At 71.0% G+C, this 13,848-nt stretch carries 17 protein-coding genes; 7 read left to right on the top strand and 10 right to left on the bottom strand.

Features of this window, described 5'->3' with window-relative positions:
* Positions 1-20: 20 nt before the first annotated feature.
* Together KYY02_RS03420 and KYY02_RS03415 are read left to right on the top strand one after the other, a co-directional pair.
* Positions 21-959, top strand: a complete 939-nt coding sequence (locus KYY02_RS03420; RefSeq protein WP_371235880.1) for an amino acid ABC transporter permease — start codon at positions 21-23, stop codon at positions 957-959.
* Positions 956-1,720, top strand: coding sequence for an amino acid ABC transporter ATP-binding protein (locus KYY02_RS03415; RefSeq protein ID WP_371235879.1), 765 nt, complete (start codon positions 956-958; stop codon positions 1,718-1,720). Before KYY02_RS03420 ends, KYY02_RS03415 begins: the two co-directional genes overlap by 4 nt.
* 59 nt (positions 1,721-1,779) lie before the next feature.
* Here the strand turns inward: KYY02_RS03415 and KYY02_RS03410 are convergent, their stop codons facing one another.
* Positions 1,780-2,550: a class I SAM-dependent methyltransferase gene (locus tag KYY02_RS03410; RefSeq protein ID WP_371235878.1), complete on the bottom strand. Its 771-nt coding sequence runs from the start codon at positions 2,548-2,550 to the stop codon at positions 1,780-1,782.
* A gap of 100 nt (positions 2,551-2,650) precedes the next feature.
* Here KYY02_RS03410 and KYY02_RS03405 point away from each other — a divergent pair, with 100 nt between their 5' ends.
* The gene (locus KYY02_RS03405) at positions 2,651-3,301 is read left to right on the top strand and encodes a CGNR zinc finger domain-containing protein (RefSeq protein ID WP_371235877.1); all 651 of its coding nucleotides are present in this window, start codon (positions 2,651-2,653) and stop codon (positions 3,299-3,301) included.
* Here the strand turns inward: KYY02_RS03405 and sodX are convergent.
* Entirely contained in the window at positions 3,184-3,618 is a 435-nt protein-coding gene (sodX, locus tag KYY02_RS03400; RefSeq protein WP_371235876.1) for a nickel-type superoxide dismutase maturation protease, read from the bottom strand. The genes KYY02_RS03405 and sodX overlap by 118 nt on opposite strands.
* A 146-nt stretch (positions 3,619-3,764) precedes the next feature.
* Between sodX and sodN the strand changes: the two genes are divergently transcribed.
* The 4 genes from sodN (at position 3,765) to KYY02_RS03380 (ending at position 5,892) form a co-directional block, all read left to right on the top strand.
* Positions 3,765-4,160, top strand: coding sequence for a superoxide dismutase, Ni (gene sodN, locus KYY02_RS03395; protein WP_004983535.1), 396 nt, complete (start codon positions 3,765-3,767; stop codon positions 4,158-4,160).
* Positions 4,161-4,291: 131 nt separating this feature from the next.
* Positions 4,292-4,714, top strand: coding sequence for a helix-turn-helix transcriptional regulator (locus KYY02_RS03390; RefSeq protein ID WP_371235874.1), 423 nt, complete (start codon positions 4,292-4,294; stop codon positions 4,712-4,714).
* A 9-nt stretch (positions 4,715-4,723) separates the two neighbouring features.
* Positions 4,724-5,152 (top strand): VOC family protein, encoded by a 429-nt coding sequence (locus KYY02_RS03385; protein ID WP_371235873.1) that lies wholly within the window; start codon positions 4,724-4,726, stop codon positions 5,150-5,152.
* Positions 5,149-5,892, top strand: coding sequence for a VOC family protein (locus tag KYY02_RS03380; protein WP_371235872.1), 744 nt, complete (start codon positions 5,149-5,151; stop codon positions 5,890-5,892). Before KYY02_RS03385 ends, KYY02_RS03380 begins: the two co-directional genes overlap by 4 nt.
* Here KYY02_RS03380 and KYY02_RS03375 read toward each other — a convergent pair.
* The 8 genes from KYY02_RS03375 to KYY02_RS03340 form a co-directional block, all read right to left on the bottom strand.
* Positions 5,889-6,131, bottom strand: a complete 243-nt coding sequence (locus KYY02_RS03375) for a hypothetical protein (RefSeq protein ID WP_371235871.1) — start codon at positions 6,129-6,131, stop codon at positions 5,889-5,891. The genes KYY02_RS03380 and KYY02_RS03375 overlap by 4 nt on opposite strands.
* A 266-nt stretch (positions 6,132-6,397) precedes the next feature.
* A complete protein-coding gene (locus KYY02_RS03370; RefSeq protein WP_371235870.1) occupies positions 6,398-6,982 on the bottom strand; it encodes a dihydrofolate reductase family protein in 585 nt (194 codons plus the stop codon).
* A gap of 159 nt (positions 6,983-7,141) precedes the next feature.
* On the bottom strand, positions 7,142-7,579 hold the full coding sequence (locus KYY02_RS03365) for a hypothetical protein (RefSeq protein WP_371235869.1): 438 nt from the start codon (positions 7,577-7,579) through the stop codon (positions 7,142-7,144).
* A gap of 3 nt (positions 7,580-7,582) precedes the next feature.
* Complete coding sequence (ctaD, locus tag KYY02_RS03360; RefSeq protein WP_371235868.1) at positions 7,583-9,283, bottom strand: aa3-type cytochrome oxidase subunit I; 1,701 nt, start codon at positions 9,281-9,283, stop codon at positions 7,583-7,585.
* A gap of 122 nt (positions 9,284-9,405) precedes the next feature.
* Positions 9,406-9,945, bottom strand: a complete 540-nt coding sequence (locus KYY02_RS03355) for a hypothetical protein (RefSeq protein WP_371236013.1) — start codon at positions 9,943-9,945, stop codon at positions 9,406-9,408.
* Between the two features lie 176 nt (positions 9,946-10,121).
* Entirely contained in the window at positions 10,122-10,736 is a 615-nt protein-coding gene (locus KYY02_RS03350; RefSeq protein ID WP_371235867.1) for a GNAT family N-acetyltransferase, read from the bottom strand.
* Between the two features lie 192 nt (positions 10,737-10,928).
* Complete coding sequence (locus tag KYY02_RS03345) at positions 10,929-11,984, bottom strand: family 2 encapsulin nanocompartment cargo protein polyprenyl transferase (protein ID WP_371236012.1); 1,056 nt, start codon at positions 11,982-11,984, stop codon at positions 10,929-10,931.
* Positions 11,985-12,174: 190 nt separating this feature from the next.
* Entirely contained in the window at positions 12,175-13,581 is a 1,407-nt protein-coding gene (locus KYY02_RS03340; RefSeq protein WP_371235866.1) for a family 2B encapsulin nanocompartment shell protein, read from the bottom strand.
* Positions 13,582-13,848 lie beyond the last annotated feature (267 nt).

Below are 13,848 nucleotides of genomic sequence, written 5' to 3'. Positions count from 1 at the left end.
GGCGCTGAAAGGCAAGATCCGTGACTGCTGACATCAAGAAGACGGACGGGCCGGCGAGCACCCCGCCGGCCGGACCGGAGGCCATCAAGGCCGTTCCGGTCCGGCACTACGGCCGCTACGTCTCAGCCGTTCTCGCCCTCGCGATCTTCTTCGCGCTCGTCTGGGCCTTCGCGAACGGCGACATCAACTGGGGCGCGATCCCCGACTACTTCTTCAACGACCGCATCCTCACCGGTGTCCGCGAGACGCTCTGGCTGACCTTCCTCTCGATGGTCATCGGCATCGTCGGCGGCCTCCTGCTGGCCGTGATGCGGCTGTCCAAGAACCCGGTGACCTCGTCGATCGCCTGGTTCTACATCTGGTTCTTCCGCGGCACCCCGGTGCTGGTCCAGCTGTTCGTCTGGTTCAACCTGGGCTTCGTCTTCGAGTACGTCAACCTCGGCCCGGTCTACAAGGACGAGTGGGCCCAGTTCATGACGCCGTTCCTGACGGCGCTGCTCGGCCTCGGCCTGAACGAGGCCGCGTACATGGCGGAGATCTGCCGCGCCGGTCTGCTGGCCGTCGACGAGGGCCAGACCGAGGCCGCCCACGCGCTCGGCATGAGCCACTCCAAGACGCTGCGCCGGATCGTCGTCCCGCAGGCGATGCGCGTGATCGTGCCGCCCACGGGCAACGAGGTCATCAACATGCTGAAGACCACCTCGCTCGTCGCGGCGGTCCAGTACTACGAGCTCCTGCGCTACGCCCAGGACATCGGCACGACCTCGGGCGCCACGGTCGAGATGCTGTTCCTCGCGGCGGCCTGGTACCTGATCCTCACCTCCGTGCTCAGCGTGGGCCAGTACTACGTCGAGCGGTACTACGCCCGTGGATCGAGCCGTCAGCTGCCACCCACCCCGTGGCAGAAGGTCCGCGCCCACCTGACGTCCTTCTCCAGCCGCAAGGGGGTCACGGCATGACGAACGCGATGGTCAAGGCGGAGGGCGTCCACAAGTCCTTCGGTTCCGTCGAGGTCCTCAAGGGCATCGACCTGGAGGTGAGGTCCGGCGAGGTGTTCTGCCTCATCGGCCCCTCCGGCTCCGGCAAGTCCACCTTCCTCAGGTGTATCAACCACCTCGAGAAGATCAACGCCGGACGTCTGTACGTCGACGGGGAGCTGGTCGGCTACCGCCAGAGGGGCGACAGGCTGTACGAGCTCAAGGACAACGAGGTCGCCCTGAAGCGCCGGGACATCGGCATGGTCTTCCAGCGCTTCAACCTGTTCCCGCACATGACGGCCGTCGAGAACGTCATGGAGGCGCCGGTCCAGGTCAAGGGCGTGAGCAAGGGGCAGGCCAGGGAGCGCGCGATGCAGCTCCTGGAGCGCGTGGGCCTCGGCGACAAGGCGGGGAACTACCCCTCGCAGCTCTCCGGCGGCCAGCAGCAGCGCGTGGCGATCGCCCGCGCGCTCGCCATGGACCCCAAGCTGATGCTCTTCGACGAGCCGACCTCGGCGCTCGACCCGGAACTGGTCGGTGACGTCCTCGACGTCATGCGCGATCTCGCCGAGTCCGGTATGACGATGGTCGTCGTCACCCACGAGATGGGCTTCGCCCGCGAGGTGGGCGACAGCCTGGTCTTCATGGACGGCGGTGTGGTGGTCGAGTCGGGCAATCCGCGCGACGTCCTGACCGACCCGCAGCACGAGCGCACGAAGGCGTTCCTGTCCAAGGTGCTCTGAGCGGACACGCGAAGGGGCGGTACGGACCGGCCGTACCGCCCCTTCGCGTTCCCCTCCGGCTACTTCAGCGCCAGCAGCAGGGTGTCCGACGGCGAGCACCACACCGGCCGCGCCTCGCCGAACCCCTTCTCGCGCAGCACGCGCGCGTGCCAGGCGACCGGCGGCATGTCCCCGTCGGCGTGCTCGCCGTAGATCTCGAACCGGCGGGCCGTCGGTCCGGCGAGGACCGGGTCCTCGGCGGCGAGCTGCCACCACCGGGCCCAGTCGAGGGCGCCGTCCCGCTTGGCCCGGTCCATACGGGCGTGGCGCAGGGCGCGCTCGGCCGCGTTGATCCGGGGCGTCGTGTCGTCGATCATGTGGTCCGCGTTCATGAAGACACCGCCGTCGCGGACGAGCCCCGCGATCTGCCCGTAGAGGCCCGCGAGGGGTTCCTGGTGCAGCCAGTGGAGGGCGGTCGCGGTCAGCACGGCGTCGTAGGAGTCGTACGGCAGTTTCGCCGGCCACTCGGGGTCCTTGAGGTCGGCCGTCACGAAGGAGACCCGCCCGTCCCCCTGGAACGTGCCCTCCGCGATGGCGAGCAGCGCCGGGTCCAGGTCGACGCCGGTGCTGGTGGCGTCCGGGAACCGGTCGAACAGCCTGGCCGTGATGCTGCCGGTGCCGCAGGCGAGGTCGAGCACGCGCGGCGAGGTGCCGACGAGGGCCTCCACCATGTCGAGCATGACCCGGAAGCGTTCCTCGCGGTCCGGCATGTACCACTCCTGCTGCCGGTCCCAGCTCTCCTGCCAGGCCCGCCAGTCCGCGGTGGCCGTGGTGGTGTCCGCGTCCGTCATCGAGCGCCTTCCTCATATACGTCCCGTAATACCCTGGATACGCGATCGTCCATTACAAGACCGCGCTCCTGACGATAGAGCCCCTGCGTAAGGACTACAAGTGGAACTGGCCTATTACTCGGACTACGCCGTGCGCCTCGTCAACACCGAGGAACCGGCCCGGGGGAAGGACACGCTGACCTCGGTCGAGGCCGTCCGGGACCTGTTCGGCACCAGCCAGTCGGCGGCCCGGCGCACCACCGACGCCGACGTGACGCGGTTCCGCTCGGTCCGGGCCAGGCTCCGCTCGGTCTTCGAGGCGGCGGACGGCGGCGACGAGACCCTCGCCGTCGACCTGCTGAACTCACTGCTGCTGGAGTTCCCGGTCAGCCCGCAGATCTCCGGTCACGACTTCCGCGACGACGACGGCCGCCCGCTGTGGCACATGCACCTGGCCCACCACCCGTCCAACGCCACCGCCGGCTACGCCGCCATCGCCGCGATGGGCCTGGCCTTCCACCTCACCGAGTACGGCGTGGACCGCCTCGGCCTGTGCGAGGCGTCGCCCTGCCGCAACGCCTACCTGGACACCTCCACCAACCGCTCCCGCCGCTACTGCTCCGACCGCTGCGCCACCCGCGCCAACGTGGCCGCCTACCGCGCCCGCAAACGCCTGGAGGCCGGCCGGCCGGAGAACACGGGCCGGGCCGACGTCAGCGCCCAGCCCACCACTGCCAGCGGCGAACGCCGCCCGGAGCCGCGCGGCCGGTAACGGAACCGGACCCGGCCGAGCACCAACTCGTCGGGCACCACCCCGTAGTCGGTGCTGTCGCCGCCCGCGAACGCGTTGTCCCCGAGCACCCACCAGCCGCCCGCGCGCCGCTCGGCGGCCCGCTTGACGACGAGCAGGTCCTGCTGGAACGGATGACGCAGCACGATCACGTCCCCGCGTCTGACCCGAGCGCCGTAGTGCACCAGGAGCCGGTCCCCGTGGTGCAGCGTGGGCACCATGGACGGCCCGGTCACCTCGGCCACCCCGAAGGGGAGCGGCGCCCTCGCCCGCTCGGCGTCCTGCGACGGCTCCGGCATCACCCGGCACCTCCCCGGTTCGTCCTCCACCAGTCCCAGTCTCACCCCGGACTTTTGTCCTAAGCCCGCGGGGGCACCCGCGAAAAGCCGTCCGTCACGGAGTAATGTCCAGTGTGAGAAGACGATCACGAGGAAGGAAACGCTCCATGCTTTCCCGCCTGTTTGCCCCCAAGGTCAAGGTCAGCGCCCACTGCGACCTGCCCTGCGGCGTGTACGACCCGGCCCAGGCCCGCATCGAGGCGGAGTCGGTGAAGGCCGTCCAGGAGAAGATGGCCGGCAACGACGACCCGCACTTCCAGGCCCGTGCCACGGTCATCAAGGAGCAGCGCGCCGAGCTGGCGAAGCACCACGTCTCCGTGCTGTGGAGCGACTACTTCAAGCCCCCGCACTTCGAGAAGTACCCGGAGCTGCACCAGCTGGTCAACGACACCCTGAAGGCCCTCTCGGCCGCCAAGGCGTCGACGGACCCGGCGACCGGCCAGAAGGCTCTGGACTACATCGCCCAGATCGACAAGATCTTCTGGGAGACCAAGAAGGCCTGATCCGGCCTCCTTCCGCGACGGCGATCGGTACACCGTCGCGGTTCGCGGGTGCGGTGAAGGGCCCCGCCACTCCGGGCGGGGCCCTTCGGCGTCTCCGTGACCGGTCCCGCGAAGGGTGGCATGCTGGGCGGATGGAGCTGGAGGATCTGGTGCGGCTGCGGCGGGCCCGGGACCGGATGGACCGGGAGTACGCCGAGCCTCTCGACGTCACGGAGCTGGCGCGGACCGCGCTGATGTCGGCCGGTCACTTCCAGCGCAGCTTCCGCGCGGCGTACGGGCAGACGCCGTACGCCTACCTCATGACGCGGCGCATCGAGCGGGCCAAGGCGCTGCTGCGGCGGGGCGACCTCACGGTGACGGAGGTGTGCCTCGCGGTCGGCTGTACCTCGCTGGGGTCGTTCAGTTCCCGGTTCACCGAGCTGGTCGGGGAGACGCCGAGCGCGTACCGTGCCCGGTCGCACGAGGAGGGCGCGGTCATTCCGCCGTGCGTGGCCCGCACGTACACCCGGCCGGTCCGGGGCCGGCCCCGGGTCGATCCGGGCGGAACCTTCTAGCGTGGGCGCATGCACACAGGAAACGACGTACGACTCGCCCAGTGCTTCATCGCCGTCGACGACCACGACAAGGCGCTGGCCTTCTACCGTGACGTGCTGGGGCTCGAGGTCCGCAACGACGTGGGGTTCGAGGGGATGCGCTGGGTGACGGTCGCCTCTCCGGAGCAGCCGGATACGGAGATCGTGCTGGAGTCGCCCGCCGCGCACCCGGACGCCTCCCCCGGTGACAAGCAGGCGATGGCCGAGCTGCTGGCCAAGGGCATGCTGCGCGGGGTCAACTTCACCACCGCCGACTGCGACGCCCTCTTCGAGCGCGTCCGCGCCGCCGGTGTGGACGTGCTCCAGGAGCCGGTGGACCAGCCGTACGGGGTGCGCGACTGCGCGTTCCGTGACCCGGCCGGGAACATGCTGCGCTTCATGGAACGGCCCCGGCGGTGAACGTCCGCTGGACGTACGCCTTCATCGACCGGCCGGCGTCCGGGGCCGACCGGGCCGGCGGGTTCTGGGCGGCCGTCACGGGGACGCGGCCGTCCGGACCGAGCGGAGACAGCGAGGAGTTCGTGACCCTGCGGGCGGACGGCGCCGACGCCTGCGTGGGGGTGCAGCGGATCGTTTCGGGCCCGGGCGGCGCCCATCTCGACTTCTCCGTCGACGACATGCCCGGGTTCGTCGCGAACGCGCTGCGGCTGGGCGCGGAGACGGCCGGCGAGCACGAGGGGTGGGCCGTACTGCGTTCGCCCGCCGGGCAGTTGTTCTGCGCGGTGCCCTGGCACGGGGAGTCGGTACGGCCGCCCGTCGCGCACGGCAGCCGTCTGGACCAGGTGTGCCTCGCCCTCCCGCCGTCCGGCTATGACGCGGAAGTCGTCTTCTGGAGCGGGCTGTTGCCCGGCTGGGAAGCGGTGGCCGGTTCGCTCCCGGGGTTCCACGTGGTCAGGCCGCCGGCCGGGCTGCCCGTGCGCGTCCTGCTCCAGCGGCTGGCCGAGGAGCAACCGGCCTTCGCCCACCCGGACCTCGCCTGCGCCGACGTCGACGCGACCCGGGCACGGCACGAGGAGCTGGGTGCGGTGTGCGTGGCCGTGTTCGACCGCTGGACGGTGATGCGGGATCCGGCGGGCGGCGCGTACCGTCTGACCGACCGCGATCCGCAGACGGGCGGTCCGGCCCGCCGGCCGGACTAGTCGGTGGTGACGCGGCAGACGACGGCCGTCAGGCCTTCCTCGACGTCCGGCGGCGGCTCGGGGGTGGGGCAGTGCGTCTCCCAGTCCCCCGGGAGGACGGGGGCCGAGCTCGGCTCCGCCCTCTCCCAGCCGGCCGGGGCCGGCGGTTCGGCCTTCTCCTGCAACCACAGGGTCAGTCCGCCCCCGACGATCACGACGACCGTCCAGATGCCCACGCCCCACCGCCATATCACGCCCATACCGCAACGCTAGCGCTTGGCGGGGGCCCGGCTCACGGCCATCCTCCCGGCCCGGCCCGAATCGAGGACACCGGTCTCCCTGGCTCCCCTGCTTCACGCGAGCGGGATTCCCGGCGTTCCAGGTCGCGGCACGGGCCGCGCGCCCACACCGGAACCCACGCGCCCGGCGTCTTGTGACGCCGGACCGCCTGCTCCACCGGCCGTCCGCGGGCGGGACAGCCGGGCTGCTCGCTGTCCGTGGCCCCAGGACAGGCCCCGGAGCGGGCTCAGCGCTTCCTGCTGTACGTCCGCACGACCACACCGTTGCCGAACGAGCGCACCGACTCCAGCGCGAAGTGCGTGATCGCGAAGCCGGATGCGAACATCGGCATGCCGGAACCCTGCACGACGGGGTACGTCTTGATGACCATTTCGTCGATCTCGTCGACCAGCCCGCCGGCGAGCCCGGACCCGCCGCACAGGTAGATGTCGTACGGGCTGTCCTCCGCCTTCAGCGCGCGCACCCGGCCTACCAGGTCGTCCGCGATGATCTCGACGTTGGGGTCGGGCGACTCCCCCAGCGTGCGGAAGGCGACGTATTCGCGCAGGTGGGCGTAGGGGCTGGTGATGCCCTCCTTCAGGGCCACGTCGTAGCTGGCCCGGCCCTGGATGACCGTGTCGAACCGCTTGTTCGGCAGGTCGTCCAGGCCGAGGGGGCGGCGGCCGTGGGTGGGCAGGGTCTCCGGGTACTCCGTCCTGAGGAACTCGAAGAACTCCTCGTCGACCAAGGAGACCATGGCCGACGCGTCGCCCTCCGGGTCCCCGATGAAGCCGTCGATGGAACAGGCGATGAAGTACGTGAGCTTGCGCAACGCGGTCTCTTCCCGTAGGCGGCACTCGTCACTGATAACTTCGGTTGTAGTACTTCAATCGTAGTGGTCACAAGGGATTATCGGGGGCCGGGGCAAGAGGGAGGCGAGGTTCCGCATGGTTCGGTGCCGAGCCTCGTGCGGGCGGTCGCCCCGGGCCGTCTACCCGGCGTGGAGTCCCCGGCCGGCGAGCGCGAGGAACAGACCCACGACCATGACGGGAACGACGGCCACGGTCACCGCCACTCCGCGGGGGCGGTGAGCGCCGGCGGACAACGGCACGTACGGGAACTGCGCCCACTGCCCGGCCGCCTCCCGCCGCTCACCGGCGCGTCGCACGGCGGCGCCGGCCCGCAGGGTGGCGGCGGCCGTGCCGCCCACGGCCGCCACACCCGCCGGCACCCACCACTCCGTGGCCACGAGCAGCACCAGGGCGACCGTCCCGAGGGAACCCCAGCCGGTCAGGCAGGCGATCGCCGCCGTACGGCAGGACAGCGGCCGGTCGGCTCCGGCGCGCAGGTCGGCGAGGGCCGGCAGGTACCAGACGCAGCCGGCGGCCGTCACCGCCGCGCACCCCAGGGCCAGAACGGGCTGCGGCACGGCTCACCCCGCCGTCTCGGTCGCGGCGATCCCGGGGTGGTGCAGGTCGAACGCCGGGGACTCGCTGCGGATCTTCGCCAGGGTGAGGAAGTTGTGCCGGGGCGGCGGGCAGGAGGTCGCCCACTCCAGGGAGCGGCCGTAGCCCCAGGGGTCGTCGACGCCGACCGGCTCGCCGTACTTGGCCGTCCTCCAGACGTTGTAGAAGAACGGCAGGATCGCCAGGCCGAGCAGGAACGACCCGATGGAGGACAGGGTGTTCAGGGCGGTGAAACCGTCGGCGGCGAGGTAGTCGGCGTAGCGGCGGGGCATGCCCTCGACGCCCAGCCAGTGCTGGACCAGGAAGGTGAGGTGGAAACCGGCCGTGAGGGTCCAGAAGGTGATCTTGCCGAGGCGCTCGTCGAGCATCCTGCCGGTGAACTTCGGCCACCAGAAGTGGAAGCCGGCGAACATCGCGTACACGACCGTGCCGAAGACGGTGTAGTGGAAGTGCGCCACCACGAAGTAGCTGTCCGAGACGTGGAAGTCCAGCGGCGGCGAGGCCAGGATGACACCGGTCAGACCACCGAAGACGAAGGTGATCAGGAAGCCGATCGTCCACAGCATCGGGGTCTCGAAGCTGAGCGAGCCCTTCCACATGGTGCCGATCCAGTTGAAGAACTTCACCCCGGTCGGGACCGCGATCAGGAACGTCATGAAGGAGAAGAACGGCAGCAGCACACCGCCGGTGACGTACATGTGGTGCGCCCACACGGTCACCGAGAGGCCGGCGATGGCGATGGTGGCGCCGATCAGGCCCATGTAGCCGAACATCGGCTTGCGGGAGAAGACCGGGATCACCTCGGAGACGATGCCGAAGAACGGCAGCGCCAGGATGTACACCTCGGGATGGCCGAAGAACCAGAACAGGTGCTGCCACAGCAGCGCCCCGCCGTTGGCCGAGTCGAAGATGTGGCTGCCGAACTTGCGGTCCGCCTCCAGGGCGAACAGCGCCGCCGCCAGCACCGGGAACACGATCAGCACCAGCAGGGCCGTCAACAGCACGTTCCAGGTGAAGATCGGCATGCGGAACATCGTCATGCCCGGCGCGCGCATGCAGATGATCGTGGTGATGAAGTTGACCGCGCCCAGGATCGAGCCGAAGCCGGACAGGGCCACGCCCATGATCCACAGGTCGGCCCCGATGCCCGGCGAGTAGACCTCGTTGGACAGCGGCGCGTACAGGAACCAGCCGAAGTCGGCGGCTCCTCCCGGAGTGAGGAAACCGGCGGCGGCGATCGAGGAGCCGAACAGGAACAGCCAGAAGGCCAGCATGTTCAGCCGCGGGAACGCCACGTCGGGTGCGCCGATCTGCAGCGGCATGATCCAGTTGGCGAAGCCGGTGAACAGCGGCATCGCGAACATCAGCAGCATGATCGAGCCGTGCATCGTGAACGCCTGGTTGAACTGCTCGTTCGACATGATCTGCAGGCCCGGCCGGGCGAGCTCCGCACGCATCATCAGCGCCATGACTCCGCCGACGACGAAGAACACGAACGCGCTGACCAGGTACAGCGTGCCGATCCTCTTGTGGTCGGTGGTGGTCAGCCAGTCCACCCAGGCGGCCCGGCGCACCGCGGGCGTCCCTGCGGCGGTCCCTTCGGGCGGTACCGGACGGGGCCGCGCGTCCCCCGCGGCTTCGACCTTCTTCATGCGTATCTCGTCCACCGGACGTCTTCCTCCCCAGGCTGTTTCGCGCCCATGATCGGCGCCGGGGAGAGGGCTCCGCATGAGGCGAAGGGCCCCTGCGAGGGCCTGCGGGCAGGGGCCAATGGTCCCTGCCCCCGCCGTCAGCCCTCCGCGTGGACGGCGGGCAGCGCTTCCCGGGCGGCCCCCTCGGGCCACACGATCTCCACAGGGACGCCCCGGGCACGCGCGTAGGCCACCAGATGGGCGGTGGTGTCGTGGCCGTCGGACGGGGAACCGCCCCAGACGGCCAGGAGGAGGCCGCTGCAGGCGACGAGCCGTCCGTCCGCGCCGACACAGGAGTCGCGATCCGCCGGGTCGTAGGCCGGCAGGCGCACCTCGTCGGCGAGGGCCAGCAGCTCGCCGGCCGCCGTCCGGTCCCGCTGGGGCGGCGCGGCGGGCACTCCGACGCGCGTGGGGATCACCACGGCCAGCGGGCACCCCGACGCCCGCGCGGCCCGGCCGGACGCCAACGGCGTACCCACGCCGGTGCGCACCATGGTTACGGCCGGGACGGGCGGTCGCGCCAGCCGGGTCCGCAGCGCGGACTCCACCAGCAGGAGCGTGTCCGGGGTCAGGTCGGCGTGCCCCACCACCGCGGTGTTCCCGCCCGTCGTGCCGTCGTCGCCCGCCGTTGTCCTCATCCCGCCCCCGCCGGCCTCGTCGTCCGACACCCGCCGGATCCCTCGGTACGGCCGGCGGGCGCCACCCGCGGGCCAGTGAAGTCCTGACGCACGCCGGCGACCAGGGCCGAACGTCCCTTCCGAGGCCCCGGACCCGACGGCGGCCGGCCGCGCGGCCCGTCGCCCCGGCCGGTCCGTCAGCCGGCCGTACGGGGTTCGCGCCACATGGGCCACATGCACGGGCCGTCCGGGAGGGCCAGGGGCTCACCGGACGCCTCGAAGCCGAGGCGCCGGTACAGCAGGGCGCTGCGCTCGCTGCTCGCCTCCAGGTACGCCCCCAGCCCTTCCCTGTCGCAGCGGTCGAGGACGGAGCTGATCAGCGCGGTGCCGAGCCCCTCGCCCTGGCGGTCCGGTGCCACACCGATCATCCACAGGTACTCGTGGGCCCGCCCCGAGGGGTGGATGTCCGCGGTGAGCCGGCCGATCAGCTCCACCCGCTCGTTGTCCGGGTCGACGGCCCGGCGCATCCGCGCCGGGCCGTCGTCGTCCGGCTGCTCCTCGCCGTGCTCGGGCTCGCCCGCCGGTAGGGACATCCAGAGGGCGCACGCCGAACCGTCCTCGGTGAGGTCCACACGCCCTTCGGCGAGCACGGCGTCGGTGAAGGCGGCCATGAGCCTGTGGTGCGTCGTACGGCGGTACTCGTCGCCGGGGAAGACCCACCCGCTGACCGGGTCGTCCTGGAACGCCTCGTCCAGCAACCGGACCACCAGCTCCCGGTCCCCGTCCCCAGCCCTCCGGATCTCCACACCCATGTCCGCTCCTTCAGCTCAACCGACTTACCAGATACGGGTGTTGAGCGTAGTGGGGCCACCGGGACGGGGAGGGCGGGCCCCGCACACCGTGGGGAAGTGCGGGACCCGCCGGACCGGAGCCCCGGTGCCGTGCGGGGCCAGGAGCCGCACGGCACCTGTGGCTCCGGGGCCGGGAGGACAGCCGGCGGGCCGTCAGGTGGTGCGCCGTGTCACGAACTCGGCCAGGGCCAGCAGCCCGCCCGCCGCTTCCGGGTCGGGCACCGCGCGGGCCACTTCCTGCATCGCCCGGGCCATCCGGTCGGCCGCCTGGGTCTGTGCCCAGTCCCGGCCGCCCGCCCGTTCCACGGCCAGCGCGATCTCCTCCAGGTCGTCCTCCTCGCGATGCGGGGTCGCGTACACGGCGGCGAGCTCCGCGGCCTCCGGAGTACCGGAGGTGAGCGCGGCCACCACCGGCAGTGACTTCTTGCGGGCGGCCAGGTCCGCGCCGACCGGTTTGCCGGTGCGGCGCGGGTCACCCCATATGCCGATCACGTCGTCGATGAGCTGGAAGGCCAGTCCCGCCTCCCGGCCGAACGCGTCCAGTGCGGCCACGTCCGCGTCTCCGGCGTCCGCGTACAGCGCCCCGATCGCGCAGGCGCAGCCGAGCAGCGCCCCGGTCTTGGCCTCGGCCATGGCCAGTGTCTCGGCGAGGGTGACCTCGTCGGGACCTCGCTGCTCCAGGGCCGTGTCCGCGTGCTGCCCCGCGCACAGTTCGACCACGCAGTCCGCGAGCCGGGCCGCCGCCGCCGAGGCCGCCGGATGGGGGTCCTCGGCGAGCAATCGCAGGGCGAGCGCCTGGAGGGCGTCCCCGGCGAGGATCGCGTCGGCGTCCCCGAACACCGTCCAGGCGGTGGGCCGGTGGCGGCGGGTGGTGTCCCGGTCCATCACGTCGTCGTGCAGCAACGTGAAGTTGTGGATCAGTTCCACGGCGGCCGCCGCCCGTACCGCGGTGGCCCGGGCCACGGGCCCGCCCAGGGCGGAGGTCGCGGCGAGCACCAGGGCGGGGCGGATCGCCTTGCCCGGACCGCCTCCGGCCTGGGTGCCGTCCGCCTGCTCCCAGCCGAAGTGGTAGAGCGCGACGCGGCGCATCGGGCCGGGCAGCGAGCCGACGGCGGCCCGCAGCGCCGGGTCGACCGCGGCCCGCGTCCGCTCCAGCAGGGTCGTCGCCTCGTGCCCGTCGCCGGGCCACTGCTCCGACACCGCCGGCATCCCGATCGCGTTCTCCGTCGCAAGCCCCGTCCTCGGCTCCGTCATGGACTCCGTCATCGACTTCCCCCAGGGACCGACTCGGTGGAGGAGCGGAGGGACGGCGCTTCCGCACCCGTCGAGCTCTCACCTCCGAGGTGTACCCGCCCGGAGGGGCGGGGACACGGCGTGCGGGGCGGGAGCCGGCGACAGGTCATCGCCAACGGCCGATCTCGACGTTCTCCAGGACGCCGAGCGCGTCCGGTACCAGGACCGCTGCCGAGTAGTAGGCCGTGACCAGGTACTTGATGATGGCTTGTTCATTGATGCCCATGAACCGCACGGACAGGCTCGGCTCGATCTCGTCGGGGATGCCGGCGGCCCGCAGCCCGATGACGCCCTGGTCCCCCTCACCGGTGCGCAGGGCGATGATGGAGGTCGTCCGGGCCTCGGTCACCGGGATCTTGTTGCACGGGTAGATGGGCACTCCCCGCCAGGTGGGGATGCGGTTGCCACCCATGTCGATGGTCTCGGGGACGAGCCCCCGCCTGTTGAGCTCCCGGCCGAACGCGGCGATCGCGCGCGGGTGGGCGAGGAGCAGCCTGGTCCCGCGCCGCCTGCTGAGCAGTTCGTCCATGTCGTCGGGGCTCGGGACGCCGCTGTGCGGCTGGATCCGCTGGTCGTACTCGCAGTTGTGGAGCAGGCCGAAGTCGCGGTTGTTGACGAGTTCGTGCTCCTGTCGCTCCTTCAGCGCCTCGACGGTCAGCCGGATCTGCTGCTCCGTCTGGTTCATGGGCTGGTTGTAGAGGTCGGCCACGCGGGTGTGGATGCGCAGCACGGTCTGGGCGACGCTGAGTTCGTACTCGCGCGGCCTGGCCTCGTAGTCGACGAAGGTGTGCGGGATGTCCGGCTCTCCGCTGTGGCCGGCCGCGAGGTCGATCTCCTTCTCGCCGTATTTGTTGGTGCGCTGCTCCGGGACCGTGAGCCGCCGGCGGAGGTGTTCGCGCAGGGTGTCCGACCGCTCGGCGACCTGTTCGACGGCCTCGCGCGGCAGCACGAGCACGGTACAGGCGGTGAGGGTACGGGCGGTGTACTCCCAGATGGCGTCCTCGTCCAGCAGCGCCTGTTCACCGAAGTAGGCGCCGTCGGCGAGGACTCCGAGGGATTCGTCCTCGCCGTAGGGACCGGTGCCGACCCGCTCCACCCTGCCGTGCGCCAGCAGGTACACCTCGTCGGCCGGGCTGCCGAAGGAGGCGATGACCTGACCGGCCCCGATCTCCCGCTGCCGGCAGCGGGCGGCCAGCTCGGCCAGCACCTCCTCGTCCTCATACGACCGCAGTACCGGCAGTTCGCCCAGTTCCGCGGGGATGATCTCGACGCGGTCGCCGGTCTTCACGAACGTGATCCGGCCATCACCCACGGCGTAGGTCAGCCGCCGGTTGACACGGTATGTACCGCCCTGCACGTCGACCCAGGGCAGCATGCGCAGCAGCCAGCGCGAGCTGATCTCCTGCATCTGCGGCACGGACTTGGTCGTGGTGGCCAGGTTCCGCGCGGCCGCCGTACCGAGGCTCTGCTGCTGCCCGGTCTGCTCCGAACGGACCTCTTCGCCTACCGACATAGAGAACTGCCCTCCCCAATGGTGATTCCGCGCCCGGTCGCGCCGGGCGGGACATTGCGCGATCAAGCCTTCCTCACGCGGCGTGCGCGCACCATTACCCGATCGAGCGGGATTGGATCTTGGGAGGGATGGGCACACAGCGCTCGCTCGACAGCGCCGTACCGGAGGGGGACTGTCCGGATCGACTCGCACAGGAGACGGACAAGTAGTCGCACTCACCCCTTTTCGGTATAGGCCCGGTAGCGAGCGGTTGCGAAAGACGGCCGC

Origin of the sequence: Streptomyces pimonensis (assembly GCF_041380215.1) — a bacterium.
Classification (GTDB): domain Bacteria; phylum Actinomycetota; class Actinomycetes; order Streptomycetales; family Streptomycetaceae; genus Streptomyces; species Streptomyces pimonensis.
The sequence above is the reverse complement of the archived record's forward strand: the minus strand, read 5'-3'. Positions and strand labels throughout refer to the sequence as shown.

Excerpts from the sequence above, each read along its gene's own strand:
- KYY02_RS03415 (WP_371235879.1), top strand. The coding sequence starts at position 956 with ATGACGAACGCGATGGTCAAGGCGGAGGGCGTCCACAAGTCCTTCGGT.
- KYY02_RS03410 (WP_371235878.1), bottom strand. The coding sequence starts at position 2,550 with ATGACGGACGCGGACACCACCACGGCCACCGCGGACTGGCGGGCCTGG.
- sodX (WP_371235876.1), bottom strand. The coding sequence starts at position 3,618 with ATGCCGGAGCCGTCGCAGGACGCCGAGCGGGCGAGGGCGCCGCTCCCC.
- sodN (WP_004983535.1), top strand. The coding sequence starts at position 3,765 with ATGCTTTCCCGCCTGTTTGCCCCCAAGGTCAAGGTCAGCGCCCACTGC.
- KYY02_RS03390 (WP_371235874.1), top strand. The coding sequence starts at position 4,292 with ATGGAGCTGGAGGATCTGGTGCGGCTGCGGCGGGCCCGGGACCGGATG.
- KYY02_RS03385 (WP_371235873.1), top strand. The coding sequence starts at position 4,724 with ATGCACACAGGAAACGACGTACGACTCGCCCAGTGCTTCATCGCCGTC.
- KYY02_RS03375 (WP_371235871.1), bottom strand. The coding sequence starts at position 6,131 with ATGGGCGTGATATGGCGGTGGGGCGTGGGCATCTGGACGGTCGTCGTG.
- KYY02_RS03355 (WP_371236013.1), bottom strand. The coding sequence starts at position 9,945 with ATGAGGACAACGGCGGGCGACGACGGCACGACGGGCGGGAACACCGCG.
- KYY02_RS03350 (WP_371235867.1), bottom strand. The coding sequence starts at position 10,736 with ATGGGTGTGGAGATCCGGAGGGCTGGGGACGGGGACCGGGAGCTGGTG.
- KYY02_RS03345 (WP_371236012.1), bottom strand. The coding sequence starts at position 11,984 with ATGCCGGCGGTGTCGGAGCAGTGGCCCGGCGACGGGCACGAGGCGACG.
- KYY02_RS03340 (WP_371235866.1), bottom strand. The coding sequence starts at position 13,581 with ATGTCGGTAGGCGAAGAGGTCCGTTCGGAGCAGACCGGGCAGCAGCAG.